Annotated in this window: 26 protein-coding genes; 11 read left to right on the forward strand and 15 right to left on the reverse strand. The window is 42.0% G+C overall.

All coding sequences use genetic code 11. From position 1 onward, the window contains the following. The first annotated feature begins 48 nt into the window (after positions 1–48). The 11 genes from DXA87_RS03900 to cas7c all read left to right on the forward strand — a co-directional run bounded on the left by DXA87_RS03900 (position 49) and on the right by cas7c (position 11,100). Positions 49–915, forward strand: coding sequence for a hypothetical protein (locus DXA87_RS03900; protein WP_117503340.1), 867 nt, complete (start codon positions 49–51; stop codon positions 913–915). Between the two features lie 65 nt (positions 916–980). Next, positions 981–1,157, forward strand: a complete 177-nt coding sequence (locus tag DXA87_RS18100; protein ID WP_199537901.1) for a hypothetical protein — start codon at positions 981–983, stop codon at positions 1,155–1,157. Then, positions 1,150–1,371 carry a hypothetical protein gene (locus DXA87_RS03905; protein WP_242998007.1) on the forward strand — a complete coding sequence of 74 codons (222 nt, stop codon included), beginning with the start codon at positions 1,150–1,152 and terminating at the stop codon, positions 1,369–1,371. The genes DXA87_RS18100 and DXA87_RS03905 overlap by 8 nt, the downstream gene beginning before the upstream one ends. Before the next feature lie 133 nt (positions 1,372–1,504). Further along, complete coding sequence (locus DXA87_RS03910) at positions 1,505–1,927, forward strand: hypothetical protein (protein ID WP_117503341.1); 423 nt, start codon at positions 1,505–1,507, stop codon at positions 1,925–1,927. A 1,011-nt stretch (positions 1,928–2,938) separates the two neighbouring features. Further along, positions 2,939–3,766: a hypothetical protein gene (locus DXA87_RS03915; protein WP_117503342.1), complete on the forward strand. Its 828-nt coding sequence runs from the start codon at positions 2,939–2,941 to the stop codon at positions 3,764–3,766. A gap of 53 nt (positions 3,767–3,819) precedes the next feature. Beyond that, positions 3,820–4,698 (forward strand): signal peptidase I, encoded by an 879-nt coding sequence (gene lepB, locus DXA87_RS03920; RefSeq protein ID WP_117503343.1) that lies wholly within the window; start codon positions 3,820–3,822, stop codon positions 4,696–4,698. Positions 4,699–4,713: 15 nt separating this feature from the next. Continuing rightward, the gene (locus tag DXA87_RS03925; protein WP_117503344.1) at positions 4,714–5,862 is read left to right on the forward strand and encodes a hypothetical protein; all 1,149 of its coding nucleotides are present in this window, start codon (positions 4,714–4,716) and stop codon (positions 5,860–5,862) included. A gap of 367 nt (positions 5,863–6,229) precedes the next feature. After that, complete coding sequence (gene srtB, locus DXA87_RS03935; RefSeq protein ID WP_117503345.1) at positions 6,230–7,126, forward strand: class B sortase; 897 nt, start codon at positions 6,230–6,232, stop codon at positions 7,124–7,126. Between the two features lie 479 nt (positions 7,127–7,605). Then, positions 7,606–8,316: a type I-C CRISPR-associated protein Cas5c gene (gene cas5c / locus DXA87_RS03945; protein WP_117503347.1), complete on the forward strand. Its 711-nt coding sequence runs from the start codon at positions 7,606–7,608 to the stop codon at positions 8,314–8,316. A 13-nt stretch (positions 8,317–8,329) separates the two neighbouring features. After that, positions 8,330–10,288 (forward strand): type I-C CRISPR-associated protein Cas8c/Csd1, encoded by a 1,959-nt coding sequence (cas8c, locus tag DXA87_RS03950; RefSeq protein WP_117503348.1) that lies wholly within the window; start codon positions 8,330–8,332, stop codon positions 10,286–10,288. 11 nt (positions 10,289–10,299) lie between these two features. Further along, the gene (gene cas7c, locus DXA87_RS03955) at positions 10,300–11,100 is read left to right on the forward strand and encodes a type I-C CRISPR-associated protein Cas7/Csd2 (RefSeq protein ID WP_117503349.1); all 801 of its coding nucleotides are present in this window, start codon (positions 10,300–10,302) and stop codon (positions 11,098–11,100) included. Positions 11,101–12,545: 1,445 nt separating this feature from the next. Here the strand turns inward: cas7c and DXA87_RS03965 are convergent. The 15 genes from DXA87_RS03965 to DXA87_RS04025 all read right to left on the reverse strand — a co-directional run. Further along, a complete protein-coding gene (locus tag DXA87_RS03965; protein ID WP_117503351.1) occupies positions 12,546–12,842 on the reverse strand; it encodes a hypothetical protein in 297 nt (98 codons plus the stop codon). Between the two features lie 552 nt (positions 12,843–13,394). Beyond that, entirely contained in the window at positions 13,395–13,571 is a 177-nt protein-coding gene (locus DXA87_RS17900) for a hypothetical protein (RefSeq protein WP_158553014.1), read from the reverse strand. Positions 13,572–13,619: 48 nt separating this feature from the next. Then, positions 13,620–14,501, reverse strand: coding sequence for a DUF5688 family protein (locus tag DXA87_RS03970; protein WP_117503352.1), 882 nt, complete (start codon positions 14,499–14,501; stop codon positions 13,620–13,622). Between the two features lie 27 nt (positions 14,502–14,528). Then, complete coding sequence (locus DXA87_RS03975; RefSeq protein ID WP_117503353.1) at positions 14,529–15,455, reverse strand: DUF5688 family protein; 927 nt, start codon at positions 15,453–15,455, stop codon at positions 14,529–14,531. Positions 15,456–15,567: 112 nt separating this feature from the next. Then, complete coding sequence (locus DXA87_RS03980; RefSeq protein ID WP_117503354.1) at positions 15,568–16,395, reverse strand: DUF5688 family protein; 828 nt, start codon at positions 16,393–16,395, stop codon at positions 15,568–15,570. Further along, positions 16,388–16,564 carry a hypothetical protein gene (locus tag DXA87_RS03985; protein WP_242998008.1) on the reverse strand — a complete coding sequence of 59 codons (177 nt, stop codon included), beginning with the start codon at positions 16,562–16,564 and terminating at the stop codon, positions 16,388–16,390. Before DXA87_RS03985 ends, DXA87_RS03980 begins: the two co-directional genes overlap by 8 nt. Before the next feature lie 19 nt (positions 16,565–16,583). Beyond that, the gene (locus DXA87_RS03990) at positions 16,584–16,979 is read right to left on the reverse strand and encodes a hypothetical protein (RefSeq protein WP_117503356.1); all 396 of its coding nucleotides are present in this window, start codon (positions 16,977–16,979) and stop codon (positions 16,584–16,586) included. Between the two features lie 188 nt (positions 16,980–17,167). Further along, the gene (locus DXA87_RS17905) at positions 17,168–17,326 is read right to left on the reverse strand and encodes a hypothetical protein (protein ID WP_158553015.1); all 159 of its coding nucleotides are present in this window, start codon (positions 17,324–17,326) and stop codon (positions 17,168–17,170) included. Positions 17,327–17,460: 134 nt separating this feature from the next. Continuing rightward, positions 17,461–17,751, reverse strand: coding sequence for a hypothetical protein (locus DXA87_RS03995; RefSeq protein WP_117503357.1), 291 nt, complete (start codon positions 17,749–17,751; stop codon positions 17,461–17,463). Between the two features lie 16 nt (positions 17,752–17,767). Further along, the gene (locus tag DXA87_RS04000; protein ID WP_117503358.1) at positions 17,768–18,100 is read right to left on the reverse strand and encodes a hypothetical protein; all 333 of its coding nucleotides are present in this window, start codon (positions 18,098–18,100) and stop codon (positions 17,768–17,770) included. Between the two features lie 12 nt (positions 18,101–18,112). After that, positions 18,113–18,379: a hypothetical protein gene (locus DXA87_RS04005; protein WP_117503359.1), complete on the reverse strand. Its 267-nt coding sequence runs from the start codon at positions 18,377–18,379 to the stop codon at positions 18,113–18,115. 15 nt (positions 18,380–18,394) lie between these two features. Continuing rightward, complete coding sequence (locus tag DXA87_RS04010; RefSeq protein WP_117503360.1) at positions 18,395–18,676, reverse strand: hypothetical protein; 282 nt, start codon at positions 18,674–18,676, stop codon at positions 18,395–18,397. A 199-nt stretch (positions 18,677–18,875) separates the two neighbouring features. Beyond that, positions 18,876–19,379: a JAB domain-containing protein gene (locus DXA87_RS04015; RefSeq protein ID WP_117503361.1), complete on the reverse strand. Its 504-nt coding sequence runs from the start codon at positions 19,377–19,379 to the stop codon at positions 18,876–18,878. 9 nt (positions 19,380–19,388) lie between these two features. Further along, positions 19,389–20,099 carry a phosphoadenosine phosphosulfate reductase gene (locus DXA87_RS04020; RefSeq protein WP_117503366.1) on the reverse strand — a complete coding sequence of 237 codons (711 nt, stop codon included), beginning with the start codon at positions 20,097–20,099 and terminating at the stop codon, positions 19,389–19,391. Between the two features lie 217 nt (positions 20,100–20,316). After that, positions 20,317–21,180 (reverse strand): zincin-like metallopeptidase domain-containing protein (locus DXA87_RS04025; RefSeq protein ID WP_117503362.1); only part of this gene is annotated, 864 nt, incomplete at its 5' end.

Consider the following 21,180-nt stretch of genomic DNA (forward strand, 5'->3'; position numbering starts at 1 on the left):
GAAGTGCATTCTGCCCGTTTGCTTATTAAAATCAGGAGGAATAACAATATGAAAATCTTAAAAGAAATGGAAACCGGATATGGAAAATGGATTTTAGCTGACATGGGCGATGAGTTCTATGGATACGGAACCCCTACAGACTTCAAGTCCATATATGGACTTCCGGTCAATCAGTGTGGATCCAGAGCGGAAGTTATTGAGAGTCTGTCTTCCAGTGCATCATGCTGTAAAAAGATGCTCTCCAAATATCAGATGGAGTTCAAAAGAAGCTTCTCAGAAGGTTGGAAACAGCTGATGCATATAGAGGAAAAAGAACTGGAGATGCTGCTTACATTTGCCAGAACATTAAGAGAAAACGAGACAGAAGCAGCTAGTGTGCGTGAAAGCCTCACAATCAAGCTTAATGGAAGAATGCATAAGATCTGTATTCCGATCGATGAAAGTCAGTTAAACGAGCTTCTGGGGGATCAGAGAAGCGTTTTTGTTGCAGATTGGGAAGGACCGTATCCCATTCTGGATGACTACGTGGATATTCGAAAAATCAACCAGGACTTTCGGGAAATCAATGCTCAGGGACTGGAAGAAGGAGAAGTAAGAGCTTTATTCCAGGCATCCGATCTTTCAGGAGAAGAAACGGCAGAGAAAATTTTAAAAGGAGAGTATTTCCTTTTGGAACTTGGAGCTGATACAGATTCCTGGACGATGGGGCTGAAGCAAAAAGCTGCATTGGCAATTTGCTCCTCCTACCAGGCGATTCCGGCACTTGCAGAAGCCTTTGAAGCGAATGGAGGAGAAATTCCGGATGAACTCATAGGCTACATTGCTTGGGACCGTGTGTGGCGTGAATGTGTGCTTGCCGGATGGAAACTGGTACGTGATAATAGAACCGGAACATACTGGGTATGCAATATCTAAACGAAAGTAGTGAATAAATAAGAAAATTTTGGTATAATAAAAAAACAGAAAAGGAGACGGATATAATGACTAATACAGAAGCTTGGGATTATGCGATCGGAATGATTAGGGTAGATGGACTTGAGCCTACTGCTGATTTTAAAGAATACATTGAAAAAGAAAAAAGCGGAAAGGTAACCATGGAGGATGTAAAGAAATTTTTGGATAAAAAATATAAAATGAAGGAGTCTGCTAATGCGTGATCCATATTTATATGAAGACAGTGATGTGTTAAAAAACAAACTGGATATCAAAACGCAAGATGGGCTAAATGATGCAGAGGCGGATTATGTGCGCGATCGAGCAGAAAAAAAACTTTTGATGAAATTACAGAAAGCTGAAGAAGCGGTGAAGGATGGCGAAGGCTGGTTGAGTTTAGCTGAGGTGAAATCACTTGTTAGCAAAAATAAGGAATAGGCACTTTACAATAATTCATAAGAATGATATGCTAAAAACGTGGACATCATTCTGAAAAGAAGGTGCCTGCGATATCCGATTAGACATTTTTCGGGAAATAGCCTCTGCAAAACAGGGGCTATTTTTCCGTTTTATGGTAAACACTAAATCCGATAATGTCAACGGCTATCACGCAAGATGTGATGGAACCATGACATTAAGAAACGCGAAAGACGGAGCAGCTATCACCGAGATGAAGAAAGGGCTGAACAAAGTATTGAAAAAATATTTTGTCAACTACGATTTTTGTCTCGACGGAGATTATGTTGACCTCTGGATAGAGGATCGGTACGAAGAAGAGTATATTATGGAACTCCTTAATACACTTTCTCCGTACATCACGAAAGGCAAATTTGCGTGTGTCGGACAGGATACCAGTGCATGGAGATTTGTCTTCAATCCAGAGGAAAATCAGTGGAACTGCGAAGAGGGAAGCATCGTGTACGGATTTGGAAGCTATACAGACGAAGCCTTAATCGAAGAAATGAAAAGGAGGGGATATAAAGTAACAAAATAATCGTACACGTATGAAAATCATCATAGTGATAGGAAAATCACCATGGAAGGATAATCATACGATACGATCATTTCCTGGAGAGGAGAAAAGGCTGTCACATTGTGGCAGCCTTTTTTGCATGATAAGAGAAATAAAATTCTGGAATCACAAAGGATCATCAGTTCCCGGAAAATAATTTAAAATTGCAAAACGGACGGGGAATTGCTATAATAGGGACAGATCGTGGCAGCAAGCGGTCTACCCTTGTCAAATTGCTGCAAAGGAGAAGAAACCGAAAGGACAGCCTGTCCCGGTTTCTTCTTTTTTTTGTTGCGAAAACCTAGCCTTGGTCAGCCCCTGGTCCTGCTGCCGCCACTGCCGCAAATATTCGCCTTATAACAATACTCATAACATTCCAATCCCACATCCCCCTATTATGTAATATATATTCGCCTTATATCATTAAGGAATACCACTCACCAGCCTCGTTCCTTCTCTCCCCGCATCCATTTTCTCTCCCTTCCACTGCTCGATAATTTCCTTGTGGCAGCCTCTATTTTTTTGTCGAATTTTTTTATTTTGTATTCTTTTTTTTGTGTATTTCATTATTTCTTTTATTTATTTGCGCGCCCCTTTTGCGCCTGGCGGCGGATATAAAAAATGCTGAAAGAGAAGAATTCGAAAAGATAAGAATACAAGAATATAAAAGGATGAGGCTGGAAGGGAGTAGAGGGAGAGCAGTATCGGCATGGAGCCACCAGGAAATATCTGCGCCCGCAAGGGCAGCAGGAGTGCGTAGAAAAGCCAGGTGCATTCAGAGGGAAGCCAGGGCAGCAGAAGGGAGATGAGGATGTGTGTTCCTTAGTGATATAAGGCGAATAAGTTTTACATAACTGCCACTCTCCTGTTTTCGGGTGCCTGGGGTAAAATGTCAAGTAATTGCATGGATATTATTCGATTATTGACAAAAATTATTGCATTTGCTTATATCCTGACCTATAATAGCCATATCATATTCTGAGGGGGACTGCTATGGATGCTCTCGAATTCCGCATGGAAAAGATCATCAACCATATAATTTCCACGACCTATCCGGACAAGCATTTCGCCAGGCTGCATGTGGTCTTTCTGCGAAAAGATACGAAATCCTTCCACGGAACCTATGATCCGAAAAAGCAGCTTGCCAGGATCGGTAATCTCTCCAGATCACCGGCGCACATCATCGCAACTCTTCTGCAAGAGGCGGCACATCACTGCGAATTCCTATTATCCGGACAGACCGGTCACCAGAGGTCCTTCTATCTGATCTATCACGATCTCATGGTCTCTGCGATCCGTATGGGGCTTCTTTCCTATGAGGCGGTAAAGGATGTCTCGGATTCTGCTTCGATCCGGCAGCTGGAACGATACTTTGGACCAATTACGGAGACTGCGGATCCAACCTTCCGCTATCTGCCGGGGAAAGCGCTTCTTTATGCGTTCAATGGATTTTCCCATAAGGACACCCTGAAGCCTCGCGGATATCATTACAATTCCAGGGCGAAAGCCTGGGAACGCGTCATCGATCGATCGGCGCTCAAGGATGAACTCTCTTTCTTACGGTCCCTTCCGGGTATCATTCCCTACGCTACGGATGATTTCCTGGATCTCACGGTTCTGGCTTCCATTGTGGTCTCCGGAGATACCTATTCCAAAAAGGATATTCTCCGGTCCCTCAATTTCTCGTACCGGAAGAAACTTCCCGGAACGGATCACAGCGGCTGGATCAAATATGTCCGATCGGAAGAGATCCCGGACTACAAAAATGCAATTCAGATCTTACAAGGAACCCCTGGGATCCTTGTTAAGGTCCGCTATTAAATGCACGTTCCCTGGATGGAACCTCTCAGCAAATACGAAAAGAAAGGCTTACTATGAAAAAAGAAAAACCAACTCACAGCACTGATGCCAGCTCATCACAGAAGTATACGATCCCGATCGTCACGGAAAAGGAAGTCAGGATCCGCATCATCAAGGATTTCCTGATCTTTATACTCCCGATCCTGCTGCTCCTTGTGATTTTCCGCTTTTTCTTTATGATCGGTCTGGTCCCCTCAGAAAGCATGTACCCGCTCATGACTACGAATTCTGCCATCATCGCAAACCGCATTGCCTATGATTTCACGGAACCAAGCCGGGGAGATGTGATCATCTTCCGGAACGGCTCCAGCTACATGACAAAGCGGATCATCGGAATTCCAGAAGATAAAGTCTCCATCCAGAACGGCATCGTCTATATCAATGAGCAGCCGGTCACGGAAAGCTATCTTTCCCCGGATGTTCACACCTTGCCGCTAAATGGACGGAATTATTTTGAGGTCCCAGACAGCAGCTACTTTGTCCTGGGCGATAACCGGGAACACTCCTACGACTCCCGTGCATGGGATGATCCATACGTTCCCATTGATCACATTGCAGGAAAGGTCCTTTGCGTGTTCTCCCTTCACCCGGTTTCCTACCGGGGTGTGACGGAGATTGCGATCGAACCGATCCACTCCGGTGCTCCGGCTTATGATCCGGATAACATCGTGACGGAAGCGACCGGGACGGCAGCAGGAACAGATTCCCTTACGCCAGACCCGAATTCGGCAGCAACACTCCCCGTGGAGACGATCGCACCGGAAGATGTGACAGAACCTGTCACCGAAGAGGAAACATCCGAGGAAACATCCGAAGAAGCTTCTGGAGAGACGGCGGCAGCAGAAGAGAGCAGTGCTGATTCCGAGACAGACAGTACCGCAGAAACGGAATAGGAGAGAAAAAACATTATGAACAGAAAAAAAGCTATCATTTATTTATGCAGCCTTGCGATTGCCACTGCCGCATTTTCAGCCGGCTGCACCAGGCTTTCGGAAGGATCCGAGAATTCAGACGTATCTTTTGAAGCGAATGCCGAAAACCTGGAAGAAGGATCCGTTGCAAAAGCGGAAAATTGTGTGAAGAACTTTATCAATGCCATCAACACCCAGAATTTTGACGGAATCGCCGATATGATCTACCTTCCGGAGAATGCATTCGTGTCCGATAAGAACGTAGAGTGGTATCTGCAAAGAAGCGGCGTGTCGGACATTACCGGTGTCAAAATCAAGAATTTTGACGTGGAGATTTCCGATGGTGCTCTGACGAAGGATGCGACTGTTTATATCAATAAGTCTGGCTACCAGCTTTCACTTGCCATGGATACAGACAATCAGTGGAAGATCGTCATGAATGATATGTTTGTTGAAAACTGGAGCTTAAAAGTTCCGAAAGGCTGCACGATCACCGTGGATGGCGTGGATGTGGATCAGTATAAGATCCCGGCTACTGCGATTGATGTGTATGATACCTATACCTTCCCGGCAATCACCAAACAGTCCGTACAGGTTGACACGAAAAGCTCCCTCTTTGGAAGCTTTACACAGACGATCACACCAAGCGCCGATTCCGAAACGGTACCGCTCATCTGCAAGATCAACGATGCGGAAACCACCAACATCCTGCGTCAGATCCAGAACGTCTGGAATGCCCTCTATACCGATTATACGAACGGGGTGGACATTGAGTCCGTAAAGAAATACTTTACCGATGACTTTGATAACAGCGTCATCACGGATATCATGTTCAATTATTTCCAGGCTCTGGAAAAGCCCGCAGAGAGCGAGGATCAGGTGTCGTACTCGAATTTTTATATGAAGGAAGCGATCCCATGGACTACAAACAATTACGGTTGTGCGATCCTCAACACATCCGACTCTGTCCTCGTAAACTTTGGGTATCGTCTGGACTTCACCTCCACAAACGGTGGTTCGTACACGCTGAAAAAGATCAGTCAGATTACGATGGCATACGACTCTGCAGAGTCCACTTATAAGATCAAGCAGGTCAACGATCCCAAACTTTTCTACAACAACGACTACACATTAAATGATTATTGATATGAGGTGATCTCTTGAAAATACCATCCGGGCGGGACGATCGCGTCCTCAAATATAATCAGATTTTTGCAAAACGTATGAAAGCAAGAAGACAGGAATGTTCCATCAGCCAACAGAAACTTGCAAATGCTATCGGAGTGCAGCAACCGGCAATCTCAAGCTATGAGTCCGGATTGATCTTTCCCCAGCCTCAGAAGCTGGTTGCGATTTGCCTTTGTCTCCAAACTTCGGCAGATTATCTGATTGGATTATCCGATGATCCCATGGGACCGTCTTCGATAAATTCCAATTTCATCCAGTCTGTCTATGATCTGGATGAATGCTCTTCCTATAATCCTTAATCGTATGGGAGATATCTTGCATTGCCATGAAAAATAACAAAAAAAACACAGACCAGAAAGATGGAAAGAAAGAAGCTCGATATGTGATCATCCGGCTATTATTTGCCATCAGCAGCTTTATATTTGCGATGTGGTTCCTCTATATGTGTGCCGCATATGTGATCCAGACGGTTGACGAGTCAATCCTGAAGCAAAAATATGAACAGGCTGAGACCGTCACAGCAACACTTTCCGATGCTTTAGAGGAGAGCATAGAATCGGATGAAACATCCCCAATTACCGATGCACAGACAGGGGACGGAAAGCAGCTGGAGCCGATTTCCAGCTCAGCTGCCGCAGAACTTTATCTGAAACAGCCGCAAAAACAGGTTGATCATGCCGGACTCAGCGCAAGCAATCGGGATTACCGATTCTGGATCGATATTCCGGGAACCAGGATCAGCTACCCGGTCGTGAAGTCCCAGGATAATACGGATTATCTTAAGAAAAATTTTGATGGGACCAGAAGAGGCAGTGGTTCGATTTTCATCGATGCCGGAATCCGGGACTACCAGAAATCCAGGAATCTCATCATCCACGGACACGATATGAAGAGCGGTTCGATGTTCGGCACCCTGTCCTCGTATGGCAACCTGTCTTTCTATAATAAGCATCCGTTCATCTATCTGTATACTCCGGATTCTACTCTGGTATACCAGGTATTTGCCGCATATGTGGTTCCAAAAGACATTGATGCCAATCTGGTATATCGGATTGCATTTGCAAACACCGAGGCATATGAAGCGTTTCTGGAAACCTTGACAGAGCGCTCCGTGATTCAGACCGGGGTCGTTCCATCCAGCGACCGTCAGATCCTTACCTTATCCACCTGTGCCAATCGCGGAAAAAACCGGTTCATCGTTCATGCGATCCGGTACCAGTAACTCACAAATCAAGAGAGGAGCGTTCGATGAAAAAGCGTTTGAAGAAAAAGCAGTTCAAAAAAGCAAAAACCGCAGAAAAAAAGATTCCAGGAATCTGCGATCATATCTGCCCGATCTGCGGGCGGCACTTATTTAAAATCAAGGATCATTTTTTGTGCTCCGTCTGCCACAAGTTCTATTCTATTTCCGAAACCTCCATCTCTTCGGATCCGTTGATTTCGGAAGAGCAGAAGGAAATCATAACTGCATATAAGCTTTATCATATGTGTTAGGTGCTTCCCAAAGCCTCTGGCATATTTATGATCGTATCAAAGCATCCCGTTTGAGTTTCGCGCAAACCGGGATGCTTTGATTTTTTTGTCTATATTTGCATGGTTTTTCTGTGAATATTGTCATTTTTGTTGACAGGAAACGATTTCTATTATATCATTTAAACAGTTATAAAATATTAAATAAATTTATAGAAGGGATGCGTTCGCATGAGTGAAAATACACCCTACAAGTATTTGGATTTCCATGTTTGGGGCGATTATGCGCTCTTTTCCAATCCTATTACATCGCTGTCCGGAGAGCTGTGCAGCTATCAGGTACCTACTTTCAGCGCATTAAGGGGGATTACAGAATCCATATACTGGAAGCCTACAATTTCATGGAGACCAGTTTCTGTACGCATTATGAATCCGATCCGATTTGAAGCGCGTTCAAGGAAACTGCCGAACTATTATGGTCCCGGATGCGATCTGGGATACCGTACCTATCTAAAGGATGTTTCCTATCAGGTACGTGTTGCGCTTAATTGGTCCTTGGATGAAAATTACAAGGAAGACCGAAATTTTGCCAAACACATGGAAAGCGCAAGGCGCTGGACTGAGCGAGGCGGCAGGATGCCGATCGTACTTGGAACCAGTGACTGCACAGGATATGTGAAGCCTTGTACCTTTGGATCTGGAGCCGGCTACTATGATGGAATCGATATGTCCATGGGGCTGATGTTTCACTCCCATACCTATCCGAACCAGGCATACAATAAAGCGACAACCAAAAAGCTCACAACGAATATGTGGAACTGTGATATGAATAACGGCATTATTACATTCCCGGATCCAAAAGATTGCCCCATTCATCGCGTCCTTCATGATGCAAAGCCGATTTGGGTCAAACCAAAACAAATTGAAACACAGACAGAATAGAGGAGCATAGCAAATGAATCTATTATATGATCTTGAAAAAGTCTACGATTCTAACAAAGATAAGATTGGTGAAACAATCGTTGTCAATGAGAAAATCAACCGAACAGCTATCCTTCTTCCAATTTTCCATTCCCTTATGTCAGGACATATTACTGTCTCTATCGACATGCAAGGAAATTTTCTGGATGTTGTTTTCGCCGGTCCGGATGACGATATCAAAACGATCATTCCCGTAACCTTGGATTCTGATTCGAGAACCAGCGGAATTGCCCCCCATGCACTCAATGACCGCATCGATTATATTACTGGAGATTTGAAATCCTATTATATTCTAAAAGATGGCGGAAAATCCAATGAGAACCGGCATGATGCCTATATCAAACAGCTTGAGAAATGGGCGGAGAGTCCATTTGCCACACCGCAGGTACAGGCTGTACTGGAATATACCTCCAATCATTCTCTCATAGAAGATATCGCATCTCGTGGATTATTACTTCAAAAAGATGGTGGATATTTTGACGAATCACAGAAAATACGAAACACCGATATTTTGAGTTGCAATGTCCGTTTTATCGTTCAAGGGGATGACTCTGCAGACTCAGATTATATTCCGGAAACATGGCTTGATCCTACGATGTATCGATCCTATATTGAATACTATAACAATCTGATCAATCAAACATTTCCGCATGATTATTGTTACGTTTCCGGGGAAAATATTCCAATCACATTAAAGCACTCTAATGGAATTCGGGCTACATCCGATTTTGGTAAGCTGATCTCATCAAATGAAAAGCTCCAGATCGTGTATTCATCAGAACGATATTTATCTGCCTCCGATGTTGCCACGATTGGATATATCACATCCTGTAAGGCACACAATGCTCTGAAATGGTTAATCGCGCTGCAAGGGCTTTCTTATAATGGAAATGAGGATATTTCTCTTGCCTGGCATGATAATGGATCTCCAATCGTAATTCCATTCTATGCCAATACTCCGAATACCTTCGGAAAAAGCATGGCAAAAAGCTTTTCTAATCGTACCGAGTATCTGGAAGCGATGGACGAAGCGTTCAATCAGATTTTCCAGGATAACGAGGATTCATGCAATGGTGTGATTCATTATTTGCAGCTGGGTAGTTCCTTAAAGGGAAGCCTTAAAGGAAGGATATCTGTTCTGGATTACAGAATTATCACAGCTCAGGAATTTTATAAAAATATCTTAACCTGGCACAAAACTTATTTTTGGTATTTGAGCTATGGCTCCTTCGATTTTGTCGGAGCACCATCCGTATATGATGTCGTAAGGGCAGCATATGGACATGAAGATTCCAAAGGGCAGTTATCCGTTGCTTCGAAAGCCCTTGTGGCAAAGGCAATCTCACGAATTAGTGATTGCCTCATTGAAAATCGACCACTTCCGGCAGATATACAGAAGAATCTTTTCGCACATGCAACGCATCCGGAGCACTACAAAAATGCTTGGAATTCTGTATTTTCGATTGCCTGTGCCGTAATAAATGGAACCAAATTCAAAGGAGGAGAGATCATGCTCGATTATGATCGTACCGACCGAGATTACCTCTTCGGTCGCTTGCTTGCAATCGCAAACTACGCAGAGCGTAAAACCTTTACAAGTACGGATTCCGATCGCGAAACAAATGCGATCCGCTATATGTCGGATTTTGTCAAACGTCCTGCAACTACATGGGAACAGCTTTTCCGCAAGTTGCAGATTTATCTGAGAAAGCTTAATAAATACGGATCAAGCGATGGAGAATACTACAAAGATATGATCAATGGTATCCTCTCATCCATGAATCCTTCTGACTTCACGAACACGCCATTGGGTGCCACATACCTTTTAGGATATTCCAGTCAGTCGAATTATTTTTCAAGAAGAGACTACGCAAGAAGCAATGCAGCCGGCACAGATTCGGCTTCTAGTGAATCAGAGAATACAGAAGTATAAGGAGTTCAGTCATGAGAAAATATGATTTTGTCGCGTTATTAAATGTTAAAAACTGCAATCCAAACGGGGATCCTTTGAACGAAGGAAAGCCGCGCACAAATCTTGAAGGATATGGAGAGATTTCTGCTGAATGCATCAAGAGAAAACTCCGCAATCGTTTACAGGATATGGGCGAATCGATTTTTGTGCAGAGCCAGGACCGCTGTGATGACGGCTATGATTCTCTGCATGCAAGAGCTGCGGATGTTTTAAAAAACGAATTCAAGGATGGAGCTGCCGATAAGATCACAGCCGCTGCTTGTGAGAAATGGATCGATGTGCGTTTGTTTGGTAATCTGTTCGCATACAGCGGATCTAAAATTTCTGTTGGCATTCGCAGTGCCGTAACGATTGAGCACACCATCAGTACAGATGTTGTCGAGATCAAGGATATCCAGATCACAAAATCCGTAAACGGAGAGAGTACCAAAAATGGCAAACGTGCCAGTGACACAATGGGAATGAAGAGTATCGTTGGCGATGCAGTATATGTTCTTCGTGGCAGCATCAATCCGATTCGTGCAGAGAAAAACCACGTTACAGAGAAGGACATTGCTCTCTTTAAGAAAGCTTTATGCTCCTTATTTGAAAACGATGAGTCTTGCGCACGTCCGGCTGGAAGCATGGATGTAAAGCAGGTATACTGGTTCTCCCAAGATGAAACCAATTATATCTCCACTGCCAAAGTCTTCGACCTGGTAGATATCGACACAGATGGCAATGCAGCTCTGAAAAAGATTCCGGAATCAGTTTCTCTTGAAGAACTGATCTAGTCTTGCAAAAGACAGCCGCCATAGAAAAATGGCGGCTGTCGATTTAAGACCAATGGAAAGTGTTGTCAATTATAACAGCGCCTTTTCTTATCGGCAATAAGGGAAGGGGTGTTGTTTTTTCTTCCGTTATTCACCTAGTTATAATATTTTTTAGCAGCATCACCTTTTATCGGTATTCATAGGAGTTGTGTTTCATTTTCTTGTACGATATAATAGGTGCGGATTTAAGCATGGACGTGGTTCCTCCAACATTCATTGACAGTCCCAGTCTTTTTCATAAATATATGATAAGGTGCCGTATTCGCAATCATGAATTGCGTGGATTTAAGACAGACTCAGGGAGATTTCATGGCGTAGCAAAAAACATATTTCGCCTTTTTTGCATACTGTATATGCGTGGATTTAAGAATTTATTATTTTATCACTGTTACAACAGCCCTTACCGGAAATAAGATGCTTAGATCTTTGATTCTGGAGAAGGGATCTATACACAGAAAATAGACTGGGAAAACGAAAATAGGAGAGGAGAGCATCTATGGGACGCGAGACTATTTTATATCTTGTAATTGGCGTGATATACTGCGTTGCGCCTGTTCCATAGCGGAATGGGAATTGAGACTATCAGTCAAATAATTGAAGAACCAGTTTCCTTAGTCTCCACTTGGATTAAAGGAACAAATGATACTGATCAGCTCTAATAGCAAGGCTGTTCATAACATTGGAAACAGAAGCAGACGCGAGGAATTGATATGCTATATTTGAAAATATTATTTTGTTTCGTACTATATGCATATATAATATTTCGCCTACTTGATCCGAATAAGAGCATCCCTAATTATTTGTGGATATCACTCGGTGCTATACAAGTCGGCATATTGCCCCACATATTTATGGGCGAACCATATCATTCTATTCTGGGCATTACGGCAATCAAAATTATTAACCTGCACTTTAGGGTCATGGGATTTCTATTTTTGATTATCGGGTTATGCAAGATTTTTCGAAATATCTACGAAAGAAAGTATCAATGTAGGTAAACTTATCACAAATATAATTCTGAAAAAATAGTAGAAAAGTGGGATTTACATGTGATTGTGATAAGTGTCCTACATCTTTGTGACATGTTTACCTACATCGACAAGATAGAAGAGCGGTATATTATATATGTTCTATCACACCTATAACTATTCGTGAAATACCGCTTTAACGAATAGTTATAGGTAAAAAAATGGAGCCGCACTTGCGACCCTATATAAAATATATTTTAAGCAATATTTTTTATACTCACTACATTCCATTCATTTTCTCCTGTTCAATAAATGCATCTAATGCAATTCCATAATCTCTGCATCCCTCTGGAAACATTTTAATTCAATAAAATCAAAGAATTTTAAAGTCAGCTTTCCCAACAAAAAAGCTGCCACATAATGTGACAGCTTTTTACTTTAATTAAGACAAAACGGCATAGCACCCGGAGCATTCATACGAATGTCCTCTAGGTTCATATCCAGACAATAGAGTCTGGTACCATCTACCGTCTCCCACACTACATCTGGATGATCCACTGTTTCATCAGTGAACCACGGGAGATGGAATCTCTTATTTTCTACAGTTACATCCACCATATTCATGTGGAGGATGTTTGCATCATCTGTCTTCTGTCGTGTCGGCACAGCAAATGCTGTCTGGCACATCATAACGCTCATGATTACTACAACTACAAAAGTTACAAGTTTTTTCATAATTTCCTTTCAGCTCTTGATACTATCTCCGCTGACCTAAACATAGGATTTTGTCCGATAGCCATCTATGGTAATATCGGTTGCTTCTGCGTTACGTAACGCAATGTTAATGGTGACTTTATATAAACCAGTTAACCCACGTCTGGATAAAAGGGTTTTATATGAAAGTTCTCATTCTTTTTGTCTTTTATGTGCAAAAAAAGCCCACTATCCCTGTCGAGATAAATGGACTTAATACTCCTAAAAACAAAATAGAATTATAAACTGATGCTGATATTTTAACCTATAATCTCCATATTTGCAACACCTTTTTCTATTTTTTCAAAAAAATTTTTAGGAACAGACTGGATAATTAACTTTTTTCAAGCAAAAAACTCCCCAGTAATTACCAGGGAGTTTTCCATTTCACATTCCATGAATTCTGCTGCCCGCCTGCACCGCAACTCACGGTTACAGACAGACGCATGAATCCAATCTATGGCTTGCTTTCAAACCATCCACTCCTGCTGCCCCACCATCTCAGGAACCCTCAATAGTCAGGACATGCAGCCACTACTCGATCTCTGGATCCAGTTCAAACCCGAAATGGCACCAGCCAGTCTGATCTGAGATGTAATCGGAGATCTCCTCCTCATCTTCCATTCCTTCAGGAATGTCCATTTCTTTCGGCAGACTCTCAAGCACGTCCATATCGCCGTCTGTATCCCATTTAATATTAAAAGCTCTCATAATATTACCTTCCTTCATTTTTTTAATGTTTTCAGAATTCTTTATGTATCATCCTTTCAGAGCAGATACATGAACTGCATCCGGATCGATTGTGATCAGGTATGGAAACTCTCCCAGTCTATCCCTCGGAGCCACATTGTTTTCATTGACATCTCTGATGGTATTTCGAATGACTTCCTCATCATCTGCGCAATCGCTGTATCTTATAAGAAGAAACTCGTGAACACTAGAGGGAATTGCTATAAATTTCCGGCAGTCGATTTTTTCTCCAAAATCACGAAGTGTTTCATCATTCAAGATAGATGCCGCTCCATAATTAGCGGCTGCATTTGTTATAACGTATAATTCCGGTTCTGACATTGTAAGTCCCGGATATTCCTCAGCAAGCACATCCTTCACACGCTTGATCACGCATGCCCCCTCAACATTCCTGTATACATTTTCCCATGCATCATCCTGTGGGATTCCAATTTCCTGCAGCATTTCCGGAGTTAAATATGCACCTATTATAGTATCTGCAGTTTCACGGATCTTCAGAAATAAAAAACTCCTGATTTCCTCGAACTTTGTATCCCTGCTAATTCTCCCAGGTCTGCAACGTTCTTCCTGCGGCAATACCCGTACCGTTAAATGCTCTTTTACCCAGTCCTTATTTTTTAATAATTCTGTAAGGTTATTTGGGACCTCATTAGGCTCTTTATATTCCCGGCTCAGTTCATTTACATAATCAGTCAGGCTCATCTCTCTTATGCCTTTTAAAACATCCATTGCATCTACTCCTACAAGAGCTTTTCCATGTCCAAAATATAACTGCCAATCCTCAATGTCTTCGCTATTAAAGGTCATAATTTTTATCCTGAACCCACGTTCCTTTAAGTTTTCAGCAACACGGTTTAAGATCTTCATCACGGACTCATTATAGTTTATCATATATATTTCCTACCTTTCCTTTATGTATCACCTTTTCAGTGTATTCAGTACAGATACCCGAACTGCATCTGGCTCGATTGCGATCAGATATGGCGTGTCTCCCAGTCTATCTTCCGGAATTATGTCCTCTTCATTGATAGTCCTAATGATATTTTTGAGATTCCACTCAGCGTTCAAATTACTGTATCTCATAAGAAGGAACTCGTGAACGCTAGAAGGAATTGCCACAAGTTTCCGGCAGTCAATTCTTTCTCCAAAGTCACGAAGCGTTGCATCGTTCAAGATAGAAGCTGCTCCATAAGAACCAGACGTGTTCGTGATGACATATAATTCCGGTTCGAACATTTCAGAAGCCGGAGAAGCCATAGCAATATCTGCACCATACTTTTTCGATTCCCTAGCAATGACATTGCTTAAGCTCTCTATCTCGCATGCCGCCTCCACGTTCTTGTATGCAATTTCCCATGCTTCATCCTGTGAAATTCCTGCCTCCTTCAGAGTCTCCAGAGTCAAATATCCTCCCATTACAGTATCACCTTCTTCACGAATTATAAGATATAAAAAGCTCCAGATTCCCTCAAACTTTGTATCTCGGCTAATTTTTTCAGGATTGTGACTTTCTTTCTGAGACAATACCCGTACTGTTAAATGTTCCTTAATCCACTTCTCATCCTTTAACAGCTCAGTGATGTTACTTGGAACCTGATCCGGTTCTACATATTCCCGGTTCAGTTGATCTGCATAACCAGTCAAGGTTTTTTCTTTTGTTCCCTTTAAAATGTCTAATACATCTACTCCTACAAGAACTTTCCCATATCCATAGTATAATTTCCAGTCTATAAAGTTTTCGCTAGAGTTCGTAATACATGTCTTGAACCCATATTCCTCTAATTTTTCCGCAACACTGTTTAATACCTTCATCACGGACTCATTATAGTTTATCATATATCTCATATATATTTCCTACCTTTCTTGTTTCAAGCCCCCGTTTAAGGAACCGCATCATTTTATCACTGCTGAACCTTCCAACAAGAAAGGAACCCTTTCGGATTCCTTTCTACTTAGGTTATTCTATTATTTCGACATGCATCTCGCCGTCCTTCAGTCTGACAACATACGGCTTATCGCCCAATTCTTCTTCCGGAGTTGGTGCGCCATTCGCCTCTTTAAAATAGCCTGCTGCCATATCAATTGTAAATGGCGGCTTTAATGCCACCATAAACATTGTATGGACGTTCGCCGGGAACAGCACGAATGCATCGCACTTTTCTTTTTCCGCGATCCGAGAGAGTTTTTCTTTATCCAGGATCGCAGTCGCTCCATTAAATAGCTTCGAGTTAGTGGCTACATAAATATCCGAAGTTTCAATACCAGGGATCTTGATTGTTGGTCCTGGATAAAAGAGATCCAGCGGCACTATGATGCTCTTTTTGAAGGTATTTTTGTATGCTTCCCTCCAGGCACCTGAGATGCAAAGACCAGCCTCTTTCAGATATTCAGTCACCTCATCCTCGATATCTTTATGGGAGCGTTTATTCAATGATACGATTTTATGATCGACCGCCAAATACACTTCGATTCCTTCAAATGGAGATTCCTTCTTCTGTGCCGAAGGTTCCGAAGTTGACTTTCTCAAGCGAATTCCAAGTTCCATGACATCTTCAGAAGCTGAAGGTTTAAAAATCTCTTCACACTGTTTAAACGTTTCTTCGACCCCCAGTTTTTCCACTGATGCCCTAATGAAATCCAACGGCAACACAAGCGGTGGCATTCCATTTTTTTTGACATAAAATGCCATCACCTGCGTTCCATCCTTCATCTGGTGCATTCCGGTCATAACACTATATCCTTTTCTCACTAACTTTACTGTGAGTTTATTGACACTCCTATTCATTCACTACCTCCTCAAATACACCACTGCGGATCATATCATGAAGCCATATAGAGAATTCCGGATATTCTTTTTTATCCACCCGAACCTCATATACTTCTTGCATCTGTTCCAAGGTGAAGCTCTCACCCTTCAGCGGCTCTTCGTATGTGATGTATTTTTTTACTTTCATTTTTTTATCCATTCCTTTCTTATTTCCCGTAATATGCCATACACTCCGGTTCCGTATGAACCCAGGTGTCGAAGCTTACAGCGATCTTACGCTCCCCGCAGATATCTCCCAGTATAAGCCGGTCCTTTACACCAAGCTCCATGGGACTCCAGTCACGCTCATACACTGCTCTGGATATTTCAGCTGCACACGTCATGCCGATATCATATCCAAACAGCGTATTCAGCCATGCATAATCATCTGCATCTGCGATGGACCAGCCTGCCTTATAGCATTTCCACTGGAACTCCACCATTTCTTCCGGGCTGGATGTATCCAAGTGGATGAGCCGGCAGCAGAAGTTTTTGTTCAGAATATCCCGTTTCTCACAAAGCGTAATGCGCCGATCGGCAGCAGGTTCACGTTTGTCGTTCATCCTAGTTCTTCTCCTTTCTTTATTTTTCGGTTGCGCTTTGGCGCTGCTACCCTCCTTCTCATTTATTTCAGTTTTGCACAAAAAAAGGTTCACGGCTCCCGAAGGAGTCATGAACCTAATTTCCTCAAACAAATAGTACAATAAACTGATAGTCTTATTATATCAGCTTTATTTTGAAATGTCTATAATTATTCCAAAGAAACACCACCTGGAAATCTATATAGTGGAAGAGGATCTTCTCCACGATTTGTTTCCTGCACACCGCATAAAACTCCTCTATCTTCCCCGTGCCATACTTCTAATTTCCAATTATATTTTTCTGCAAATTTTTTCAATTCTTCATTCATTTTTTCTACTCCAATCTTATGTTTACCGTTTTATGTATTATGATACCTAATAGGTTCTTCACCCCTGTTTATCAACGCCTGTCACAATGCTTCTACTGAAATATATCCCGGAATTGGCTGTTCACAAGAGATCATTAGTCATCTCCATATTCATCTACTGCCATATTCCATTCATCAGTCAGAATTTTTACTGCATCATAAATACTGTCATAATACCCAGAAATGTTGATATATTCTGAATTTACAAATAGATTAAAAGTATACACAGTATGGTCTGTTTCAAGCCCTGCTTGCTCATAGCTTATCCCTATGCTCATTTTTCCATCAAAATGGAATTCGTAAATTCCCGCATCAACTTCAAGCAATTCTAATGAAATTTCTGTTTTCAGAATTTCTTCCATTTCTGTCTCTGTTAATTTTGACATTTTAACCTCCACAATTTCATAACTCTCTCCCTTCATCATTATTTTTTTCGCTCAATTCCGCTTTTATGTATTCAAACGGTTCTGTTTTATACATCGTCCTCCGTTTTTTTACATTTTCTTTAATATCGCTTGGGTTTCCTTCAACGATGTACCCCTCACCTTCGATTAAATATCCGTTTTTTTCTTTCTCGTAATAAATAATGCCTTTTTCCCATCCTTCCAATGGTTCAATTATCATTACAAAATAACCTTTCGGATTATTTTTTCCCTGATAGCATTTATCCCAATTAAGTTCTGATATATATAATCCGGATTTATTTAATCTGCTCACCTTCATGATTCCTTTCATGAGCCACACTCCTTATTTTTTTAGTAATTTTATTATTTCTTCTTTATATACAGATTTCCCATCTACCCTGATTTCTTTAACAAAATCAATCAAGGACATAGGTACGCTGCTCCTGATCTGCCACGAATACATTTTTATCCAGCTCATCAACAGGTCAAACATAGAATAGTTCTGAAATGGACACCCTTTGGGATATACCCGTTCCAGCTGTTCCTTTGTCCCCGTTGAAACAGAAACCATTACGTGTCCATCGCTTCTTGCTAAAAGATAGTCTTTCATAACATGCCTCCACATTTACCATTCATATACTGGAAGTCCTTCGACCTCATCGGCATCCCGATCCAACCAGACAAGGCTTGCACCCAATTTTCTGGCATAATTCAGAATTGTCAGCAAATCTTCTGGAAGCTCATCATATTTTTTTCTCGTCTGAGCATCTGTATGATCAAGATCCAGAACACTGATAAATACACCTTCGTCGTAGATGACACAGTAGGGAACATCCATAATCTCCAGTGCAGCAATAGTTGCCTCTTTTAAATGAGCTGTGCTCATTTTTAAGTATCTGTTTACCATAATTTTTTTCCTCTTTTCTTTGATTGTTTCTGCGGTTTTGTTTGCACGATTTTTGTGCGCCTACCCTCCCTCTCATTTATTTCAGTTTTTTTGTACAAAAAAAGGTCCACGGCTCCCGAAGGAGTCATGAACCTAGTTTCCGTTTACACATAAAGCAATTAACTGATATTCCCATTATATCAGCTGTTAATGAAATTGTCTACTCTCTTGGTTCAAACAATTCAAGATTTCGTTCTCTCATACTGAAGTAAAAATTTCCACCCCTGTCATCTGATCCAATGATAATATGGTCAAGCAATGGGATTCCCATTGTTTTTCCCACCTCAATATGGCGCTCAGTAGCAGCCATATCCTCTTGTGATGGAGTTGGATCGCCACTCGGATGGTTATGTACCAAAATGAAGCTAACAGCTCCGCATAAAAAGAGCCTTATAAAGACTTCTCTTGGTCTCAGAATGGATAAGTCCACAGCTCCATGAGATATCTCAAATAGACCAATGAGTCTATTTTTGGTATTGAAGGCAAGCAGCCATATATACTCTTCTGCTAATCTGTTTGCCTGCAACACCTCGTTGCACATCTGCACAATTTTCTCAGGAGAATTTAAAACTCCTCCTGCACAATAATAAAGTTGTGCGTTTTCCTTGACCAACACATTTTTATTATCCTCATTCAAAAGGACTTTATATTTTACAATTTTCATTCTTTTCCTCTACTTTCCCCAGGTCAAAAGCTGACACGCTATCGTGCAGTCTTCCATGACCTCAGTATTTATATTACCTCTGTCGGGATCCAGTTCATCCAGGAACACGCCATTGATACAGCTATGCCCGATTTCCCGTTCCTGCTTTGCTCTACGGGCAAAAACATCAGGAAAATCTCTCCGGATTTTATTCCAATATCCCATGCCACCTTTCACACAGCCGAGGCAATTGTTATTTTTATAGCCCATATCATATAAAATTGGACGTTTCAGACCGGGTTTATATGCAATTCCATGTGCTTCTTCCTTCGTAAGATTATTCTCAATCAGTGGAAACTCATGGTCGTAATCACTCAATGCTTTTTCAATGCTCTCCGCACGGTCTTTCTCGGTCACATCAAATCCCCACACATATGTATGGTGATCTGGATGTTCCCGCTCCCATTTCATACGGACACGTTTCTTTAAGCGTTCCGTACAGGGTGCTCCATAAGGAGTATTGATGCATCGGGTTCTCTCTATTACTTCATCCACGTCTTTATAGTCTTCCGACTGGATAATCGTAATTTTGCGCCCTAGAAGTTTTTCGCAATCATGCAAAAATCTTTCACTGTCCGGGTGCTGATTTGCTACTCGTGTATATATAATTTCATCTACATCTTTCGCGAGATAACATGCCACAAAACTACTAATTCCAGTTGAAAACCAACATACTTTCATACCAGCCACTAACCAAATCCTGGATAATGGCAATACGGTAATCGGCTTGGATGCATTATTAAGTGCTTAGCGAGGCACAGCCGCTCCGCCGTATTTTACAAGGCATTCCTGCCTACGGTAACAAAAAATACGTCCTGTTATTCAGGGCGCATCACTTAGTACCGTTATAGATTTACCATACGAATCTCTATACAACCTCATTTCATGAGGATAGGTATTACTCCTTCCTTGTCTCTACATTCTTATTTTCTTTTTCTGTTTTTCCGTTATAAATGTACTCTACTGCTTTTTCTGCCTTGCGTGCTGCAGATACAATGAATTTCGAGTCATTTTTCAACAATGCCAGCCAACTCTGAATATAGCCGGCATTGTTCCTAATTGTATCGGAAGTTTCAATTCCTGTCCGACCAAGAATCATTGCGCTTCCACTTTCAGCAACCAATTCTTCTTTGCTGTACTCAGTTCCACCAAAAGCTGCAGCAACCCCGGTCTCTAGCCGATCCAGCCTGGACTTATGCCCGGTACTATGCACCATTTCGTGAAACATCGTACCATAGTACTCCGCCGCATCCATATACTGATCAAGCCTGGGAACGACGATACAGTCCTGATGAGGACTGTAGAATGCCTTATCTGAATGCTCGATCCGGAGTGTCAAAGATGGTTCCCTTGAAAGATAAGTGTCTTTCACCTTCTCTGCTTCCTCAAGTGGCTCCAGCTCTATCTCCTCTTCGGCTAGTGGCTCTACACCATCCACCTGGGAGATATGGAATACATTGTAGTATCTGAGCACTGGCTTCATTGGGACTTCTTCGTCCTCTTTCTTTTCTGTATTTTTTACCGGAACCCAGTTCCAATAAACTACAATATCAGAGGTTTCACCTTTCCGAACATGTCCTCCGATACTTTCCCACTGTTTAAAAGTGGCATATTCTCCTGGATGAGACAACAACATGCTGTTCAATGCAGAATACGGCTTCCGGCTGATTCTATTGAACGCCATTTTATTGCCGCTCTCCCATGGCTTCTTCCATGGGATTATTCCAGCTTCCAACTGTTTAATGATCCTGGACGTTACAAT

This window comes from Desulfotomaculum sp. OF05-3 (assembly GCF_003435535.1).
GTDB lineage: Bacteria > Bacillota > Clostridia > Lachnospirales > Lachnospiraceae > Pilosibacter > Pilosibacter fragilis.